Origin of the sequence: Pseudomonas sp. NFACC24-1 (assembly GCF_900115235.1) — a bacterium.
GTDB lineage: Bacteria > Pseudomonadota > Gammaproteobacteria > Pseudomonadales > Pseudomonadaceae > Aquipseudomonas > Aquipseudomonas fluorescens_AA.
Genome location: NZ_FOVS01000012.1, coordinates 75,450 through 89,913 on the forward strand (window position 1 = coordinate 75,450; position 14,464 = coordinate 89,913).

Below are 14,464 nucleotides of genomic sequence, written 5' to 3' on the forward strand. Positions count from 1 at the left end.
TGCGCGCAACGCGGATCATTCCCACGCTCCGCGTGGGAATGCAGCCAGGGACGCTCTGCGTCCCAAAAGCCGAACGCAGAGCGTCCGTTGAGGCGTTCCCACGCGGAGCGTGGGAACGATCCCATACACAGCAAAAAGGCGCCTTTCGGCGCCTTTTGCTTTGTTGCAGTTTACGGTCAGGCCATTTCGGCCGTGGTTTCGAAGTCGAAGGTCAGTTCGCCGTCCTTGATGTCGATGTGAACCACACCGCCATGCTCGGCCAGCTCGCCAAAGAGGATCTCCTCCGCCAGTGGACGCTTGATCTTGTCCTGGATCAAGCGAGCCATCGGCCGCGCGCCCATCGTCACATCGTAACCACCTTCGGCCAGCCAACTGCGGGCCGCATCGGTCACCTCCAGCAACACACGCTTGTCTTCGAGCTGCGCCTGAAGTTCGGTAAGGAACTTGTCCACCACGCTCTTGATGACTTCATGACTGAGGCGACCGAACTGGATAATGGTGTCCAGGCGGTTGCGGAATTCAGGCGTGAAGCTTTTCTTGATCACTTCCATCGCATCGGACGAGTGGTCCTGATGGGTGAAACCGATCGAAGCGCGCGCTGCGGTTTCGGCGCCGGCGTTCGTGGTCATGATGACGATCACGTTGCGGAAGTCCGCCTTGCGCCCGTTGTTATCGGTCAGCGTACCGTGATCCATCACCTGCAGGAGCAGGTTGAAGACTTCCGGATGCGCCTTCTCGATTTCGTCGAGCAGCAATACGCAGTGCGGTTGCTTGGTGATGGCTTCGGTCAACAGGCCGCCCTGGTCGAAACCGACATAGCCCGGAGGCGCACCGATCAGACGCGATACGGTATGGCGCTCCATGTACTCGGACATGTCGAAGCGCACCAGCTCGATGCCCATCGCCTTGGCCAACTGCCGTGCCGCCTCGGTCTTGCCGACACCGGTAGGACCGGCGAACAGGAACGAACCCACCGGTTTGTCCGGCGACTTGAGACCGGCGCGGGACAGCTTGATGGCGGTCGACAGCGAGTCGATGGCCGCATCCTGGCCGAACACCGTCAGCTTCAGGTCACGCTCCAGGTTACGCAGCAGCTCCTTGTCGGAACTGGTGACATGCTTGGGCGGAATACGCGCGATTTTCGCCACGATGTCCTCGACCTGAGGCACTTCGATGCGCTTGACGCGTTTCTCCACGGGTTGCAGGCGCTGGTAGGCACCCGCTTCGTCGATGACGTCGATGGCCTTGTCCGGCATGTGCCGGTCGTTGATGTAGCGCGAGGCCAGTTCAGCCGCCGCGCGCAGGGCTTCATCGCTGTATTCGATGTTGTGGTGCAGCTCGAATCGCCCTTTCAGGCCGCGCAGGATACCAATGGTGTCTTCCACCGAAGGCTCCGACACATCGACCTTCTGGAAACGCCGGGCCAGGGCACGGTCTTTCTCGAAGATCCCGCGAAATTCCTGGAACGTAGTCGAGCCGATGCAACGGATATCACCCGAGGACAGCAGCGGCTTGAGCAGGTTCGACGCATCCATGACCCCGCCCGACGCCGCCCCGGCACCGATAATGGTGTGGATTTCGTCGATGAACAGGATCGCCTGCGGACGTTTTTTCAGCTCACCGAGCAACGCCTTGAAGCGTTTCTCGAAATCGCCGCGGTATTTGGTACCGGCCAGCAAGGCGCCCAGGTCGAGGGAGTACACCACGCTGTTGGCCAGCAGGTCCGGCACCTGGTTATCGACGATGCGCTTGGCCAGGCCTTCGGCAATCGCGGTCTTGCCCACCCCTGCCTCGCCCACCAGCAATGGGTTGTTCTTGCGCCGCCGGGCCAGGATCTGGGCCACGCGCTCGACTTCCGCCTCGCGCCCGACCAGCGGATCGATCCGGCCCTGGCGCGCCAGTTCGTTCAGGTTGCTGGCATAGGCATCCAATGGGTTGCCTGAAGAAGAAGACTCACCGCCCTCGTCGTCCTGCATATCCTGCTCACCCTCGGAATGATCGCCATGCCCCGGCACCTTCGAGATGCCATGGGCGATGTAGTTGACGACATCGATACGCGCAACGCTCTGCTGCTTGAGCAGGAACACTGCCTGGCTTTCCTGCTCGCTGAAGATGGCAACCAGCACGTTGGCGCCGGTGACTTCGCGCTTGCCCGAGCTCTGTACGTGGAAGACAGCACGCTGCAGGACACGCTGGAAGCCCAGGGTTGGCTGGGTTTCACGATCCTCGTCATGCACAGGGATCAATGGCGTGGTGGAGTCGATGAACTCCTGCAGATCATGCTTGAGTTTATCGAGGTTCGCGCCGCAGGCACGCAAAACGGTGGCGGCAGCCTCGTTATCCAATAGGGCCAGCAGCAGGTGCTCGACGGTCATGAATTCATGACGCTTCGAACGAGCCTCCTTGAAGGCAAGATTGAGGGTGACTTCGAGCTCGCGGTTTAACATAGCTTCACCTCATACCCAAGTGGTCGGCGTTAACCGTCCTTCTCGATTTCACAGAGTAGCGGATGCTGGCTTTCCCGGGCGTACTGGTTGACCTGCATGGCCTTCGTCTCGGCGATGTCGCGGGTAAACACGCCACACACTGCCCGTCCCTCTGTATGGACGGCCAGCATGACCTTGGTCGCCAGCTCCCGATTCAGGTTAAAAAACACCTCGAGCACTTCGACGACGAAATCCATCGGTGTGTAGTCATCGTTGAACAAAACCACCTTGTACATCGGTGGCGCCTGTAATGCGGGCTTTGCTTCCTGAACAGCAATGCCTGCGGAATCGTCGTCGTGTAGATCCGGGCGATCCTGATTGAATGTTAGTCGAATCTGGCTGACTGCATGCATGGAAAGAAAGGTTCGTTTAGTTGGCGAATACAGTGATGGGGGCGCTTGTGGGCGATTTCAACCACGACCACCGGAGCCACCTTGACTATCGGGAAAACGGTGTTACAACCAATAGAGCCCATCGTGGGTTAAAAAGGTCCGTGGAATCTATCCTTGTACAAGAAGATTAACCTGCGGATGGACTGGATGATACTCCAGTGATGGAGTGCGTTGCAGAGGGAAATGGGTTATGTCGGTCGTCAAGATGAAGGGTAAGGTGAAATGGTTCAATAATGCCAAGGGTTACGGTTTCATTCTTGCGGACGGCAAGGATATTGGAGACCTGTTCGCCCATTTTTCGGCGATCGAGATGGACGGCTACAAGACCCTGAAGGCCGGGCAACCGGTGACATTCAACGTCATCCAGGGGCCCAAGGGCCTGCACGCGATCAACATCAAGGTTGTCCTCGCCGAAGACGCGCCCGCCCCTGTCAATGTCATTGCCAGGGTCACCGAGACCCACTGACCGGCAGTCGCCACCCCGCCTGAATGAAAATGCCCGGCTCGATCACTCGAGCCGGGCATTCGCGTTGAGCGCCGATTCGCTTACATGTGCGAGATCAGGGCATCACCGAAGCCCGAGGACGATACCAGCTTGGCACCCTCCATCAGGCGTTCGAAGTCATAGGTCACGGTCTTGGCCGAAATCGCGCCGTTGGTGCCCTTGATGATCAGGTCGGCCGCTTCGGTCCACCCCATGTGGCGCAGCATCATTTCCGCCGACAGAATCAGCGAGCCCGGGTTGACCTGGTCCTTGCCGGCATACTTGGGCGCGGTACCGTGGGTGGCTTCGAACATCGCCACGGTGTCGGACAGGTTGGCGCCCGGCGCGATACCGATACCGCCCACTTCCGCCGCCAGGGCGTCGGACAGGTAGTCACCGTTCAGGTTCAGGGTGGCGATCACGTCATACTCGGCCGGGCGCAACAGAATCTGCTGCAACATCGCATCGGCGATGGCGTCCTTGACGATGACGTTCTTGCCGGTCCGCGGGTTCTTGAACTGCATCCACGGCCCGCCGTCGAGCAGGGTCGCGCCGAACTCTTCGGCCGCCACTTCGTAGGCCCATTCCTTGAAGGCACCTTCGGTGAACTTCATGATGTTGCCTTTATGCACGATGGTCAGGGAATCGCGGTCGTTGTCGACCACATATTGCAGGGCCTTGCGCGCCAGGCGCTTGGTGCCCTGCTTGGAAACCGGCTTGACGCCGATGCCGCAATCCTCGTCGAAACGGATCTTGGTCACGCCCATTTCTTCTTTCAGGAACTTGATGACCTTGGTGGCTTCGGGCGAGCCGGCTTTCCACTCGATGCCCGCGTAGATGTCCTCGGAGTTCTCGCGGAAAATCGTCATGTCCACATCGCCGGGCTTCTTGACCGGGCTTGGCACACCTTCGAACCAGCGCACCGGACGCAGGCAGACATACAGGTCGAGCTGCTGGCGCAGCGCTACGTTCAACGAACGGATACCGCCACCGACCGGCGTGGTCAGCGGGCCCTTGATGGAAACTACATAGTCCTTGACCGCATCCAGGGTTTCCTGGGGCAGCCAGGTGTCCTGGTCGTAGACTTGGGTCGCTTTCTCACCGGCATAGACTTCCATCCAGGAAATCTTGCGCTTGCCGCCATAGGCCTTCTGAACCGCAGCGTCCACAACCTTGATCATGACCGGACTGATATCGACGCCAATGCCGTCGCCTTCGATGAAGGGGATGATCGGGTTGTCGGGAACATTAAGAGAATGGTCTGCATTGACGGTGATTTTGTCACCGACGGCTGGAACCTGAATCTTTTGATACCCCATGCTGAACTCCATTGCTTGGATTGAACATCTGGCTGCGTTCGAGCGTACCCCAGTTGAATCGGCACGCAAACCCTACGTTAGGCCCATCGACGGCAAAGCGTTGCACTTCGCCGGGTACAACCCTGAAAACCAAGGGAAAAGCGCCAAACATGAGCATAGTCCGCCCCAAGGGTACTGCGACGTTTAGACCAATGGACGTGTACGGAAGTCTATGAACCATCGGCAGATCGCCAGCTACCTATGTATAATGCCGCCGCTGACCACAGGGTCACGACGGCTGACGGCTCTATCACAGGACTTTCCGCCAGTTTAAAAGCCGGACCGTTACCGCGGCCCAACCGCTTGACGCTCGACTGATGCACCCAACATCACCGCGAAGAAACCTCGACATTCGGTTCACGGATGACTTTGAACGAACGCGCTTACCCGGCGCCCCTCGAGTTTCTGCGCATGCTTTAGCAAAGAAGAGAGTTAATCCGAATATGCCCACCCGCTCGAAGATCATCTATACCTTCACCGACGAAGCGCCTGCCCTCGCCACCTATTCGCTGCTGCCGATCGTCGAAGCCTTTACCGCTTCGGCCGATATCGCCGTGGAAACCCGCGATATCTCCCTCGCAGGGCGCATCCTGGCCAGCTTCCCCGAGCAACTGGGTGACAAAGCCGTAGCCGACCACCTCGCCGAACTGGGCGACCTGGCCGTTACGCCTGAAGCCAACATCATCAAGCTGCCGAACATCAGCGCCTCGGTGCCGCAACTGCAGGCCGCGATCAAGGAATTGCAGGCCCAGGGCTACGCCCTGCCGGACTACCCGGAAACCGTGACCACCGACGCCGAGAAAGACGCTCGCGCCCGTTACGACAAGGTCAAGGGCAGTGCCGTGAACCCGGTCCTGCGTGAAGGCAACTCCGACCGTCGCGCACCGCTGTCGGTCAAGAACTACGCGCGCAAGCACCCGCACAAGATGGGCGCCTGGGCCGCGGACTCCAAGTCCCACGTAGCCCACATGAGCACCGGCGATTTCTACGGCAGCGAAAAAGCCGCCCTGATCGACGCCGCCGGCAGTGTGAAAATCGAGCTGATCGCCCAGGACGGCACTGCCACTGTCCTGAAGGAAAAAACCACCGTACAAGCCGGTGAGATCCTCGACTGCGCCGTGATGAGCAAAAACGCCCTGCGCGACTTCATCGCCGCTGAAATCGAAGACGCCAAGCAAAAAGGCGTGCTGCTGTCGGTTCACCTCAAGGCCACCATGATGAAGGTCTCCGACCCGATCATGTTCGGCCAGATCGTTGCCGAGTTCTATAAAGACGCCCTGGCCAAGCACGCACAAGTGCTGGAGCAGATCGGCTTCAACCTGAACAACGGCATCGGCGACCTGTACGCCCGCATCAAGGCCCTGCCGGCCGAGCAGCAGGCGCAGATCGAAGCCGACATCCAGGCGGTCTACGCGGCGCGCCCATCCCTGGCGATGGTCAACTCCGACAAAGGCATCACCAACCTGCACGTGCCGAGCGACGTGATCGTCGACGCCTCGATGCCAGCCATGATCCGTGATTCCGGCAAGATGTGGGGCACCGATGGCCAGCTGCACGACACCAAGGCCGTGATCCCGGATCGCTGCTACGCCACCATCTACCAGGCGGTGATCGAAGACTGCAAGCAACACGGCGCCTTCGACCCCACCACCATGGGCAGCGTGCCGAACGTCGGCCTGATGGCCAAGAAAGCCGAAGAGTACGGCTCCCACGACAAGACTTTCCAGATCAAGGCCAATGGCGTGGTCCGCGTTTCGGACAACACCGGTCGCACCTTGCTGGAGCAGAACGTCGAAGCCGGTGACATCTTCCGCATGTGCCAGACCAAGGACGCGCCGATCCAGGATTGGGTCAAACTGGCCGTCAACCGTGCCCGCGCCAGCAGCACCCCGGCGATCTTCTGGCTGGACCCGATGCGCGCCCACGACGGCGTAGTCATCGAGAAAGTCCAGACCTACCTGAAGGACCACGACACCAGCGGCCTGGACATTCGCATCATGTCGCCTGTCGACGCGATGAAGTTCACCCTGGGCCGCACCCGCGAAGGCAAGGACACCATCTCGGTGACCGGCAACGTGCTGCGTGACTACCTGACCGACCTGTTCCCGATCATGGAACTGGGCACCAGCGCCAAGATGCTGTCGATCGTGCCGCTGATGAACGGCGGTGGCCTGTTCGAAACCGGCGCCGGCGGCTCGGCCCCCAAGCACGTTCAGCAGTTGCTGGAAGAGAACTTCCTGCGCTGGGATTCCCTGGGCGAGTTCCTGGCCCTGGCCGCGTCCCTGGAACACCTGGGCGTGACCTACAACAACCCGAAAGCCCTGGTGCTGGCCAAGACCCTGGACCAGGCCACCGGTGAGTTCCTGGACCGCAACAAGTCGCCTTCGCGCAAGGTCGGCGGCATCGACAACCGCGGCAGCCACTTCTACCTGACCCTGTTCTGGGCCCAGGCACTGGCCGCCCAGGACGACGACGCAGCCCTCAAGGCCCAGTTCGCCTCCCTGGCCAAGACATTGACCGACAACGAAGAAAAGATCGTTGCCGAACTCAATGCCGTGCAAGGCAAGCCCGTGGACATCGGCGGTTACTACTTCGCCAACCCCGAGCTGACCAGCAAGGCCATGCGCCCGAGCGCCACCTTCAACACGGCGATTGCTGCGCTGGTGTAAGGTTGTAAGGGAACATCACGAACCCCGGCCTTGTGCCGGGGTTTGTGTTTCCGACAAATAATTCCAATGTAAACACGAATCCAATGTGGGAGCGGGCTTGCCCGCGAATGCGGTTTATCATTCAACATCTCTATTGACTGACCCAGCGCTTTCGCGAGCAAGCTCGCTCCCACAGGGTCCGTGTTCAAAATTTGACATTGAGGAAAGCTCCATGGACTGGCAACCCCACATCACCGTCGCCACCATCGTCGAGGACAACGGCCGCTTCCTGATGGTGGAAGAATCCAAGGGCGGACGCGCGGTGCTCAACCAGCCGGCCGGTCACCTGGACCCGAACGAAACGCTGATCGAAGCCGCCGTGCGCGAAACCCTGGAAGAAACCGGCTGGGACGTCGAGCCCACCGCCGTGGTAGGCATTTACCTGTACACCGCCCCCAGCAACGGCGTGACCTACCAACGCGTCTGTTTCGCCGCCAAGGCCTTGCAACACCACCCCGAGTATCAACTGGACGACGGCATCCTCGGCGCCAAATGGCTGACCCGCGACGAACTGCTCGAACGGCGCGAGCACTGGCGCAGTGAGCTGATCATCCGTTGCATCGACGATTATCTGGCCGGCCATTGCCACAGTCTGACGCTGATCCGTCCTTCTCTTTAGCCTTGCGCGCCCGGGCCTGATAGAATCGCGTCCTTTTTCAAGACACTCATTGAATCCCTATGCGTGATCCAGCCCCTTCTGACACACCCAAGAAGCGCGTCATTGTCGGCATGTCCGGCGGCGTGGACTCTTCCGTTTCCGCCCTTCTGCTGATCGAGCAGGGTTATGAGGTGGAAGGCCTGTTCATGAAGAACTGGGAAGAAGACGACGGAACCGAATACTGCACCGCCATGGATGACTTGGCGGACGCCCAGGCCGTGTGCGACAAGATCGGCATCAAGCTGCACACCGCCAACTTCGCCGCCGAGTACTGGGACAACGTGTTCGAGCACTTCCTGGCCGAATACAAGGCCGGTCGCACGCCGAACCCGGACATCCTCTGCAACCGCGAAATCAAGTTCAAGGCATTCCTCGACTACGCCATGATGCTGGGTGCCGACCTGATCGCCACCGGCCACTACGTGCGCCGCCGCGACATCGATGGCCGCACCGAACTGCTCAAGGGCCTGGACCCGAACAAGGACCAGAGCTATTTCCTGCATGCCGTCGGCGGCGAGCAGATCGCCAAGACCCTGTTCCCGGTAGGCGAACTGGAAAAGCCCGAAGTGCGCGCGATTGCTGAAAAACACCAGCTCGCCACCGCCAAGAAGAAGGACTCCACCGGGATCTGCTTCATTGGCGAGCGCCGTTTCAGCGACTTCCTCAAGCAATACCTGCCAGCCCAGCCGGGCGAGATCAAGACGACCGAAGGCGAAGTCATCGGCCGCCATCATGGCCTGATGTACCACACCATCGGCCAGCGCCAGGGCCTGGGCATCGGCGGGCTGAAAGACGCCGGGGAAGAGCCGTGGTACGTGCTGGTCAAGGACCTGGAGCACAACGAGCTGATCGTCGGCCAGGGCAACGACCATCCCTGGCTGTTTTCCCGTGCCCTGCTCGCCTCCGAGATCTATTGGGTCAACCCGATCGACCTCGGCGAACCACGCCGCCTGACGGCCAAGGTTCGCTACCGCCAGAGCGACCAGCCCTGCACCCTGGAAAAAACCGCCACGGGCTACCGCGCCACCTTCGATGACCCGCAGCGAGCGGTCACACCCGGCCAATCCGTGGTGTTCTACGACGGCGACATCTGCCTGGGCGGCGGCGTGATCGAAGTCGCAGAGCCTTGGAGCAGCCAGGCATGAACCCTATCCAGGAACAACTGACGGCATTGGGCGGCGTGTTTCTCGCCGCCGTGCTGGTGGACAGGATCGCCAAGACCGGCCAGGCCACCGAAGCGGGCGTGGCCTGCATGCTCGGCAGCCTGCTGGTTCGCGACCCCAAGGACACCCTGGAAGTCTATGGCGGCGACGACCTGAACCTGCGCGAAGGCTATCGGGCGCTGATCGGCGCCCTGGAGCGCGATCCCAGCGCCTTGCAACGCGAGCCGTTGCGCTATGCCCTGTCGATGCTGGGCCTTGAGCGCCAGTTGGCCAAGCGCGACGACCTGCTGGAGACCATCGGCAAACGCTTGCCGCAGATCCAGTCCCAGGTCGAACACTTCGGCCCGGCTCACGAAAACGTCGTCGCAGCCTGCGGTTCGCTGTACCAGGACACCTTGAGCACCTTGCGCCAGCGCATCCAGGTGCATGGCGACATGCGCAACCTGCAACAGCCAAGCAATGCCTCGAAGATCCGCGCCCTGCTGCTGGCCGGAATTCGCTCGGCACGACTTTGGCGGCAGTTAGGTGGTCATCGTTGGCAACTGGTGATCAGCCGCCGCAAATTGCTGAAAGAGCTTTACCCGTTGATGCGCAACGAATAAGTCGCCTCGACCTGCTTTTTGTGGCGAGGGGGCTTGCCCCCTCACCACAGGTAATAAACAGTTTTTAGCTTGTCACGCGTAGCACGCCGGTCAGTTGGCGACGGACCGGCACTTGTTTTCATGTATGATACGCGCCCCATTTCGTTGCCCGACTGTCCGAGAACACCCCATGCAGCTTTCTTCGCTCACTGCGGTTTCCCCTGTTGACGGCCGCTACGCCGGCAAAACCCAGGCCCTGCGCCCGATTTTCAGCGAGTACGGCCTGATCCGTGCCCGCGTCCTGGTTGAAGTGCGCTGGCTCCAGCGCCTGGCCGCCCACCCTGCCATCGGCGAAGTGCCGGCGTTTTCCGCCGAAGCCAACGCAGTGTTGAACGCACTGGCAGAAAACTTTGTGCTGGAGCACGCCGAGCGCGTCAAAGAAATCGAGCGCACCACCAACCACGACGTCAAGGCCATCGAATACCTGCTCAAGGAGCAGGCGGCCAAGCTGCCGGAGCTGGCCAACGTCAGCGAGTTCATCCACTTTGCCTGCACCAGCGAGGACATCAACAACCTGTCCCACGCCCTGATGCTGCGCGAAGGCCGTGATGAGGTGATGCTGCCCCTGATGCGCCAGACCGCCCAAGCCATCCGCGAACTGGCGATCCGCTTCGCCGACGTGCCGATGCTGTCGCGCACCCACGGTCAACCGGCTTCGCCGACCACCCTGGGCAAGGAACTGGCAAACGTGGTGTACCGCCTGGAGCGCCAGATCGCCCAAGTGGCCGCCGTGCCGCTGCTGGGCAAGATCAACGGCGCCGTGGGCAACTACAACGCCCACCTGTCGGCCTACCCGGACATCGACTGGGAAGCCAATGCCCGCGCCTTCATCGAAGACGAGCTGGGCCTGAGCTTCAACCCGTACACCACCCAGATCGAACCGCACGACTACATCGCCGAGCTGTTCGATGCGATCGCGCGCTTCAACACCATCCTGATCGACTTCGACCGTGACATCTGGGGCTACATCTCCCTGGGCTACTTCAAGCAGCGCACCATCGCCGGCGAAATCGGTTCTTCGACCATGCCGCACAAGGTCAACCCGATCGATTTCGAAAACTCCGAAGGCAACCTGGGCATCGCCAACGCGCTGTTCCAGCACCTGGCGAGCAAACTGCCGATCTCCCGCTGGCAGCGCGACCTGACCGACTCCACCGTGCTGCGCAACCTGGGCGTGGGTTTTGCCCACAGCGTCATTGCCTACGAAGCCAGCCTCAAGGGCATCAGCAAGCTGGAACTGAACGAGCAGAAGATCGCTGCCGACCTCGACGCTTGCTGGGAAGTTCTCGCCGAGCCGATCCAAACCGTGATGCGTCGCTACAACATCGAAAACCCGTATGAAAAGCTGAAAGAACTGACCCGTGGCAAGGGCATCAGCCCTGAAGCGCTGCAAACTTTCATCGATGGCCTGGACATGCCTGCCGAGGCCCGCGCGGAGCTGAAGAAGCTCACCCCGGCCAGCTACATCGGCAACGCGGCGGAACAAGCCAAGCGCATCTGATCCACGGCTTTACCTTTGAGACGCCCGGCCGCGCCGGGCGTTTTTATTCGCGTCTGAAAAGTATATTTTTTCAATAGGTTACACATGAATCCTGATATTCCTCTGCAACTCCTGGGCGGCATCACGGCACGGGAATTCCTGCGCGACTACTGGCAGAAAAAACCCCTGCTGATCCGTCAGGCGATTCCCGACTTCCAAAGCCCGATCGACGCCGATGAACTGGCCGGCCTGGCCCTGGAAGAAGAAGTCGAATCGCGCCTGGTGATCGAACACGGCGAGACCCCTTGGGAAATGCGTCGCGGCCCGTTCGCCGAAGACGAATTCAGCAAGTTGCCGGAACGCGAGTGGACCCTGCTGGTGCAGGCGGTCGATCAGTTCGTACCGGAAGTCGGCGAACTGCTGGAGAACTTCCGCTTCCTGCCGAGCTGGCGCATCGACGATGTGATGATCAGCTTCGCCGCCCCCGGTGGCAGCGTGGGCCCGCATTTCGATAACTATGACGTGTTCCTGCTGCAAGGCCATGGCCAGCGCAACTGGAAAATCGGCCAGATGTGTGACTCCGAAAGCCCGCTGCTGCAGCACGCCGACCTGCGCATCCTCGCTGACTTCGAAGCCACCGACGAGTGGATCCTGGAACCGGGCGACATGCTCTACCTGCCGCCGCGCCTGGCGCACTGCGGCGTGGCCGTGGACGACTGCATGACCTACTCGGTGGGCTTCCGCGCCCCAAGCGCCGCTGAAGTGCTGACCCATTTCACCGACTTCCTGAGCCAGTTCCTGCCGGACGAAGAGCGCTACACCGACGCCGACGCGCGCCCGGTGGCCGACCCGCACCAGATCCAGCAAGACGCCCTCGACCGCCTCAAGGGCCTGCTGGCCGAGCACATGAGCGACGAGCGCCTGCTGCTGACCTGGTTCGGCCAGTTCATGACCGAGCCGCGCTACCCGGAACTGGTAGTGGGCCCGGAAATGGAAGATGACGAACTGTTGGCTGGCCTGGAGCAAGGCGCGGTGATCATCCGCAACCCAAGCGCCCGCCTGGCCTGGTCGGAAGTCGACGACGACCTGTTGCTGTTCGCCAGCGGCCAGAGCCGTTACCTGCCGGGCAAGCTGCGCGAACTGCTGAAAATGATCTGCGCCGCCGACGCCCTGCACAGCGAAAACCTCGGCCCATGGCTGGCCGACGAAGACGGCCGCGGCCTGATCTGCGAGCTGGTCAAGCAAGGCAGCCTGGGGTTCGCCGATGAATAAAATCCACGTTCGTGTCGCAGACTGGCAAAAGGATAACGCCGAGATCCGGCGCATTCGTGAGACCGTGTTCATTGCCGAGCAGTCCGTCCCGCCCGAGCTGGAGTGGGATGCCGACGACCAGGGCGCGGTGCATTTCCTGGCGTTTGAAGGCGATTTCCCCATCGGCACCGCGCGCCTGTTGGCCGACGGCCACATCGGCCGTGTCTCGGTCCTCAAGGACTGGCGCGGCCTGAAGGTGGGCGATGCGTTGATGCAGGCGGTGATCACCGAAGCCGAGAAGCGCGGGCTCAAGCAACAGATGCTCAGCGCCCAGGTGCATGCCACGCCGTTCTACGAGCGGTTGGGGTTTGCAGTGGTCAGCGAGGAGTTCCTGGAAGCCGGGATTCCCCATGTGGACATGGTGCGGCACTCGGCCTGACAAATCCTGTGGCGAGGGGATTTATCCCCGCTGGGCTGCGCAGCAGCCCCAATGGAGCTGAATTGCATTGACCTGACACACCGCGGCGATTGATTTGGGGGCTGCTTCGCAGCCCAGCGGGGATAAATCCCCTCGCCACAAAGCAATCTCTCAGCTCACATCCAAAACGCCCCGCCATCCCCCGATGCCGGGGCGTTTTGCCGTCTACCATTCAACTTGCCCCATCCGGGGCCGACAAACTGGCAATATCAAGCCTTTGTCTCGCGGAGAAATGGACATGCCTCTACGCACCCTCCTGGTCACCCTGCTGCTCGGTTGCAGCCTGTCGGTCATGGCCGATACGCAAATAGTGCCGCTGAACTACCGCACCAGCGCCGACCTGTTGCCGGTGGCGCAGAATTTCATCGGCAAGGACGGTCAGGTCAGCGCCTACGGCAACCAACTGATCGTCAACGCCGAGCCGGGCAAGATCGAAGAACTCCGGCAGTTCCTGGCCCAATTGGACACCGCCCCCAAGCGCCTGCTGATCACGGTCGACACCAACGAAAACAACCTGCAGGGCGACCAGGGTTACTCGATCAACGGTGCCGCCCCCAGCCAGACCCGCATCATCAACCGCAGCACCGCCAGCCGTGACGGCGACGTACAGCAGGTGCAGGCCAGTGAAGGCCAGCCGGCGCTGATCCAGGTAGGCCAGAGCGTGCCATTCACTAGCAACCAGACCGACAACTACGGCCGCATGCAGAGCCAGACTGAATACCGCAATGTCACCCAGGGTTTTTATGTCACGGCCAGCGTCACCGGCGAGACCGTTCATCTAAGCATCAGCACCAATCGTGACCGCATGAGCCAGGAACGTCCCGATGTAGTGAACGTTCAGAGTACCGACACAACTGTCAGCGGACGCCTCGGCGAATGGATCACCCTGGCCGGCGTGAATCGCCAGACTCAGGCCGACAAACAAGGCCTGACCCGCAGCTACTCGACCCAGGGCCGTGACGACATGATTTTGCGGGTCAAGGTCGATACCCTGAACTGAAGCACCAAAAACTGACTGATGAGTCGTATTAGACCAAAGATGTAGTGCTATAAAAAAAGCACTACAAAACGTTTGACGAGCCAAAAAACCGAAGGCATGATGGCCTCGCTCCCGCTAATCAGGGGCCCTGGCAAGGGCCTTCGGGTCGACGCTTGCAACTATCCTGCGAGCCGATTCGTGTCTGTACCGCCCACAAGGTGTGTTTGACGAGGTTGCGACTGGAACGAAGTTGTCCCGAGGGACGGAAGCGTAACTAGGTAACCCGGCATCACTCTGAGTTCGTATTGAAGGCCCACGACGCCCGAATGCGCCCGCAGTTCGCCCCTACCTGCTCACTTTCCCCTCGAGCCCATCGTTCATCCCGT

The 14,464-nt window shown here is 60.8% G+C and carries 12 protein-coding genes and 1 pseudogene; 9 read left to right on the forward strand and 4 right to left on the reverse strand.

Annotated elements, in window-relative coordinates; all coding sequences use genetic code 11:
* Nucleotides 1-176: 176 nt before the first annotated feature.
* Nucleotides 177-2,447, reverse strand: a complete 2,271-nt coding sequence (gene clpA, locus BM317_RS13330; RefSeq protein ID WP_024616766.1) for an ATP-dependent Clp protease ATP-binding subunit ClpA — start codon at nt 2,445-2,447, stop codon at nt 177-179.
* A 29-nt stretch (nt 2,448-2,476) separates the two neighbouring features.
* Entirely contained in the window at nt 2,477-2,839 is a 363-nt protein-coding gene (gene clpS / locus BM317_RS13335) for an ATP-dependent Clp protease adapter ClpS (RefSeq protein ID WP_003180089.1), read from the reverse strand.
* A 244-nt stretch (nt 2,840-3,083) separates the two neighbouring features.
* Between clpS and BM317_RS13340 the strand changes: the two genes are divergently transcribed.
* The gene (locus BM317_RS13340) at nt 3,084-3,344 is read left to right on the forward strand and encodes a cold shock domain-containing protein (RefSeq protein WP_170842295.1); all 261 of its coding nucleotides are present in this window, start codon (nt 3,084-3,086) and stop codon (nt 3,342-3,344) included.
* Nucleotides 3,345-3,424: 80 nt separating this feature from the next.
* Here the strand turns inward: BM317_RS13340 and icd are convergent, their stop codons facing one another.
* A complete protein-coding gene (icd, locus tag BM317_RS13345) occupies nt 3,425-4,681 on the reverse strand; it encodes an NADP-dependent isocitrate dehydrogenase (RefSeq protein ID WP_060741560.1) in 1,257 nt (418 codons plus the stop codon).
* Nucleotides 4,682-5,163: 482 nt separating this feature from the next.
* Here icd and BM317_RS13355 point away from each other — a divergent pair, with 482 nt between their 5' ends.
* Nucleotides 5,164-7,389: an NADP-dependent isocitrate dehydrogenase gene (locus tag BM317_RS13355; RefSeq protein WP_092167131.1), complete on the forward strand. Its 2,226-nt coding sequence runs from the start codon at nt 5,164-5,166 to the stop codon at nt 7,387-7,389.
* An 86-nt stretch (nt 7,390-7,475) separates the two neighbouring features.
* On the opposite strand, the pseudogene BM317_RS31125 reads toward BM317_RS13355, so the two are convergent.
* A pseudogene (locus BM317_RS31125) lies at nt 7,476-7,580 on the reverse strand (metal ABC transporter ATP-binding protein); the annotation flags it as partial.
* 20 nt (nt 7,581-7,600) lie between these two features.
* Here BM317_RS31125 and BM317_RS13360 point away from each other — a divergent pair.
* The 7 genes from BM317_RS13360 to BM317_RS13390 all read left to right on the forward strand — a co-directional run bounded on the left by BM317_RS13360 (nt 7,601) and on the right by BM317_RS13390 (nt 14,099).
* Nucleotides 7,601-8,047, forward strand: coding sequence for an NUDIX hydrolase (locus tag BM317_RS13360; RefSeq protein ID WP_060741556.1), 447 nt, complete (start codon nt 7,601-7,603; stop codon nt 8,045-8,047).
* 59 nt (nt 8,048-8,106) lie between these two features.
* Nucleotides 8,107-9,231 (forward strand): tRNA 2-thiouridine(34) synthase MnmA, encoded by a 1,125-nt coding sequence (mnmA, locus tag BM317_RS13365; protein WP_072406814.1) that lies wholly within the window; start codon nt 8,107-8,109, stop codon nt 9,229-9,231.
* Nucleotides 9,228-9,851 (forward strand): high frequency lysogenization protein HflD, encoded by a 624-nt coding sequence (hflD, locus tag BM317_RS13370; RefSeq protein WP_060741554.1) that lies wholly within the window; start codon nt 9,228-9,230, stop codon nt 9,849-9,851. Before mnmA ends, hflD begins: the two co-directional genes overlap by 4 nt.
* Before the next feature lie 169 nt (nt 9,852-10,020).
* Nucleotides 10,021-11,391, forward strand: a complete 1,371-nt coding sequence (gene purB / locus BM317_RS13375) for an adenylosuccinate lyase (RefSeq protein ID WP_092167127.1) — start codon at nt 10,021-10,023, stop codon at nt 11,389-11,391.
* Nucleotides 11,392-11,475: 84 nt separating this feature from the next.
* The gene (locus tag BM317_RS13380) at nt 11,476-12,642 is read left to right on the forward strand and encodes a ribosomal protein uL16 3-hydroxylase (protein WP_092474554.1); all 1,167 of its coding nucleotides are present in this window, start codon (nt 11,476-11,478) and stop codon (nt 12,640-12,642) included.
* Nucleotides 12,635-13,060, forward strand: a complete 426-nt coding sequence (locus tag BM317_RS13385; RefSeq protein WP_092167122.1) for a GNAT family N-acetyltransferase — start codon at nt 12,635-12,637, stop codon at nt 13,058-13,060. The genes BM317_RS13380 and BM317_RS13385 overlap by 8 nt, the downstream gene beginning before the upstream one ends.
* Nucleotides 13,061-13,337: 277 nt before the next feature.
* Nucleotides 13,338-14,099: a secretin N-terminal domain-containing protein gene (locus BM317_RS13390; protein ID WP_092474556.1), complete on the forward strand. Its 762-nt coding sequence runs from the start codon at nt 13,338-13,340 to the stop codon at nt 14,097-14,099.
* Nucleotides 14,100-14,464 lie beyond the last annotated feature (365 nt).